Origin of the sequence: Pseudoalteromonas sp. SR45-5 (assembly GCF_014163565.1) — a bacterium.
GTDB classification, from domain to species: Bacteria; Pseudomonadota; Gammaproteobacteria; order Enterobacterales; family Alteromonadaceae; genus Pseudoalteromonas; species Pseudoalteromonas distincta.
The window spans coordinates 1-3684 of the sequence record NZ_JACJDN010000415.1 but is presented as its reverse complement, the minus strand read 5'-3'; the positions used below and the strand labels follow the sequence as shown (position 1 = coordinate 3684).

The 3684-nt window shown below is 39.2% G+C and carries 4 protein-coding genes; 2 read left to right on the top strand and 2 right to left on the bottom strand.

Annotation, left to right across the window (positions count from 1 at the left end; translation table 11 throughout):
• A partial coding sequence (locus H5072_RS14315; protein WP_182693897.1) for a signal recognition particle receptor subunit alpha occupies positions 1–485 on the bottom strand: 485 nt, incomplete at its 3' end.
• Between the two features lie 252 nt (positions 486–737).
• On the opposite strand from H5072_RS14315, the gene H5072_RS14310 reads away from it, so the two are divergent.
• Positions 738–1544, top strand: coding sequence for an inner membrane protein YpjD (locus H5072_RS14310; protein WP_002962197.1), 807 nt, complete (start codon positions 738–740; stop codon positions 1542–1544).
• Positions 1545–1605: 61 nt separating this feature from the next.
• Complete coding sequence (locus H5072_RS14305; RefSeq protein WP_002962198.1) at positions 1606–2874, top strand: HlyC/CorC family transporter; 1269 nt, start codon at positions 1606–1608, stop codon at positions 2872–2874.
• Positions 2875–2922: 48 nt separating this feature from the next.
• Here the strand turns inward: H5072_RS14305 and H5072_RS14300 are convergent, their stop codons facing one another.
• Entirely contained in the window at positions 2923–3534 is a 612-nt protein-coding gene (locus tag H5072_RS14300; RefSeq protein ID WP_002962200.1) for a transglycosylase SLT domain-containing protein, read from the bottom strand.
• Positions 3535–3684 lie beyond the last annotated feature (150 nt).

Genomic DNA, 3684 nt, shown 5'->3' with positions numbered 1-3684 from the left:
CTTGGAAAGAAATCAACGTCAACTTCTGTAGCAAGCGTTTCTAGCTGTTTAATCGCAGCAGGGCGATAAACATCGGCACTTACTACAAGCACTGATTTCTTTTTGCGTTCTTTTAAAAACTTAGCAAGCTTAGCTACACTGGTGGTTTTACCCGCACCTTGCAGACCCGCTACCATAACAACGGCTGGCGGTTGTGCATTTAGGCTTAGCTCTTCATTGGCCTCACCCATTGCTTTTTCTAGTTCTTCACGCACTATTTTTATAAATACTTGGCCTGGGCTTAAGCTTTTTGTAACTTCAACCCCAACTGCACGTTCTTTAACTTGTTTTACAAACTCGCGAACAACAGGCAGTGCCACATCGGCTTCTAAAAATGCCATACGCACTTCGCGAAGTGTGTCTTTTATGTTGTCTTCAGTCAGACGGCCACGGCCACTGATATTTTTTAAGGTTTTACCTAATCGTTCTTGGAGGTTCTCAAACATGTAACGGTTCCGATAAGACGTTTATATCAATCCATTAAAATTTTACGGTTAGTTTGATTTTCAATTAACCAGGATTGACTTATTAAGTTTCAATTAAAAGTAGTATACCGTATATGGCGTCTTACAATACAGTGTTCAAGTGCACCTTGTTGAGTTTCTTTTTTTAAGGTCTATGCATTTGCTTTGCTATAAAATACAATGGCTATATAACAACAAGGATTATTTTGTCTCAAATTAAGTGGCCCAAGCACAATGCTGATTATTAGTTTAACTATTATTGCCAGTTTATTTTATGTGTTAGCAACGTCTCACGTGCTCTCACGCCTGTTTCATCAACAAGGCCCTAGCCAAAAGGTAACCGTCATATTGAGCACGGTTGCTATAGTGGCGCATATGCTGCTGTTAGTTAACTCTGTTTTTAGATCCGACGGTCAAGACCTAAGTATTGTAAACGTCTCCCTTTTAACATGCTGGGTTATTGTAGTTTCAGTAACAGCTGTGTCGCTAAAGTTCCCCGCCACTTTACTATTGCCCGTTGTTTATGGTTTTGGTGCTTTACTTACAATTGCCAGTTTATTTATTCCTCATCATATTTTACTGCAAAGCATTAATATTGAGGTTGGCTTAGTAACACACATTTCCTTATCCCTATTGGCCTACTGTATTTTAATTATTGCTACTTTATATGGTGTACAGTTCTACTTTATTGATAAACGTTTAAAACGTAAAGATTTAGCAATTGTGCATAGTCACCTTCCGCCTTTGATGGTTGTTGAGCGCCAGCTTTACCAACTCCTTAATTTAGGCACCATATTACTCACGTTCGCATTACTCTCGGGGTTTGTATTTCTTGATGGGATGTTTGCTAAAGAGTTCATTCATAAAACGATATTGTCGTTAGTTGCGTGGGCTATTTTTGCCATTGTAGCCATCGGGCATATGAAAAAGGGTTGGCGCGGTAAACCTGTGGTTATTACGATCATGGTCGCTGCATTTGTCCTCACACTCGCATATTTTGGCAGCCGTTTCATACAAGAAGTGATACTAAATAAGTTTTAACTTGACTCTGCTTGCTCACTCTAGCTTAATACGCATTGATTTATAAGAAAAGGATCCATCGTTGGACGACATATCGACAAGTACCCTATTTATCATTTTAGGTTTTTTGGTGCTTTTTTCTGCTTATTTTTCTGGTTCAGAAACCGGAATTATGTCAATCAATCGTATACGCCTGCGACACCTCGCTAAAGAGGATCATCGTGCAGCTAAACGAGTCAGTAAATTACTTAGCCGTCCAGATAGGCTCATCGGTTTAATCTTAATTGGCAATAATCTTGTCAATATAGCTGCAGCTCAAGTTGCTACCATTATAGGTATTCGCCTTTACGGTGACCTTGGTATTGCTATCGCTACGGGTGTGTTAACTTTAGTCGTGCTTATATTTGCCGAAGTAACACCTAAAACTCTTGCTGCCCTCTATCCTGAAAAAGTTGCTTTTCCAAGCTCAATAATACTTAAAGGGTTACTAAAAATTCTTTTTCCTTTTGTTGTTATCGTTAACTGGATGACCAACGGGATATTGCGATTATTTGGTATTAGTGCCGCTCAAATCGACGAGCACAGCATGAGCAAAGAAGAATTAAAAACAGTGCTCAATGAGTCAGGCGCACTTATCCCTGCTCGCCATCAAAGTATGCTGACCTCAATTTTAGATTTAGAGCAAGTAACCGTTGAAGATATCATGATCCCACGCAACGAAATTGTGGCTATTGATATTAATGATGATTGGAAACTAATTAGTCGCCAGCTTACCCATGCACAACATACTCGCGTGTTATTGTATCGCGACAATATAGATGACGCAGTAGGCTTTATTCACTCTCGAGATGCACTTCGTCTACTTACAAAAGAGCAATTTGATAAACCATCTTTGCTGCGTGCTGTACGCGAAATTTACTTTATCCCAGAGGGAACATCACTTAACACTCAGCTGTTAAAGTTTCAGCAGTCTAAAGAGCGTATTGGCTTAGTAGTAGACGAGTATGGCGATATTCAAGGTTTAGTAACGCTTGAAGATATTTTAGAAGAAGTTGTTGGCGATTTTACAACTACACAAACTCGTACGCCAAGCGAAGAAGTAGAAACACAAACTGATGGCTCTTGTATTGTAGATGGCGGCGCTAACGTACGCGATTTAAATAAAGAGATGGGTTGGGATTTCCCACTAGACGGCCCAAAAACTTTGAGTGGTTTAATTGTTGAATACTTAGAAGATATTCCCGATGCAAATATTAGTCTACGTATTGCGGGCTACCCTATTGAAGTACTTGAAGTAAAAGAGAATATGATAAAACAGGTGAAGATTCAGCCTAATAAGCGTTCTCGCTAAGTATAAAAGGAGCCGATTGGCTCCTTTTTTATATCCATTAATAACTCTCTAGCCAAATATAAGACGTTCAAACCAACCTTTATCAAGCTCGTCTTCACAGCGCTTTAATTGCGCGCCATAACGGCTCGCTCTGTGTTTAACTTTATTTGCTACACCCATTAACCACTTTTTCTTTTTATATGTGCCACGCTTATAGCCACCCCAACCTTCATGATAATTAAGGTATTGTGCGTAAGCATCCCATTTAGAGATTTTATTTACTTTATGCGTTTTATAAACAAACCACGCCATAAAGTCGATTGCATCGTCAAAGTCGTCTCTATCAGCACCATTGTTGCCTGTTTCACGAATATAATCTGACCATGTTGGTGTTTTAGCCTGTGAGTAACCATAAGCATCACTTGCGCGACCGGTTGGAATTATCCATAAGAAGTACTCCATAGGCGGAGCGGCATCATGCTTAAATGAGCTTTCCTGGTACATCATACTCATGAGTACATGCTTAGGAGAACCCCATTTTTCTTGCGCATCTTTTGCGTCAAAATACCAATCAGGTTTTTCTTCAAAGATTTTACATAGATCGTTAGGTTGTTTTGGAGGGGCTGTAGCACAACCAGCTAAAGTAATGGCAAGAGATAAAATAATTGCATTTTTTTTCATTTTTCTAAGATCTCACAGAACTTTTCTAAAAAGTGTGGGTCTGACTCAATGAATGCAGCAGTACAGCATTAGTTCATCCCTGAATATATATTTACGCAGCCTACTTAGGCTGCGTTTTTTTTGCTTAAATTTTACTAAGTATTAAGATTA

Coding starts and splice junctions, on each gene's coding strand:
- H5072_RS14310 (WP_002962197.1), top strand. CDS start 738: ATGCTGATTATTAGTTTAACTATTATTGCCAGTTTATTTTATGTGTTA.
- H5072_RS14300 (WP_002962200.1), bottom strand. CDS start 3,534: ATGAAAAAAAATGCAATTATTTTATCTCTTGCCATTACTTTAGCTGGT.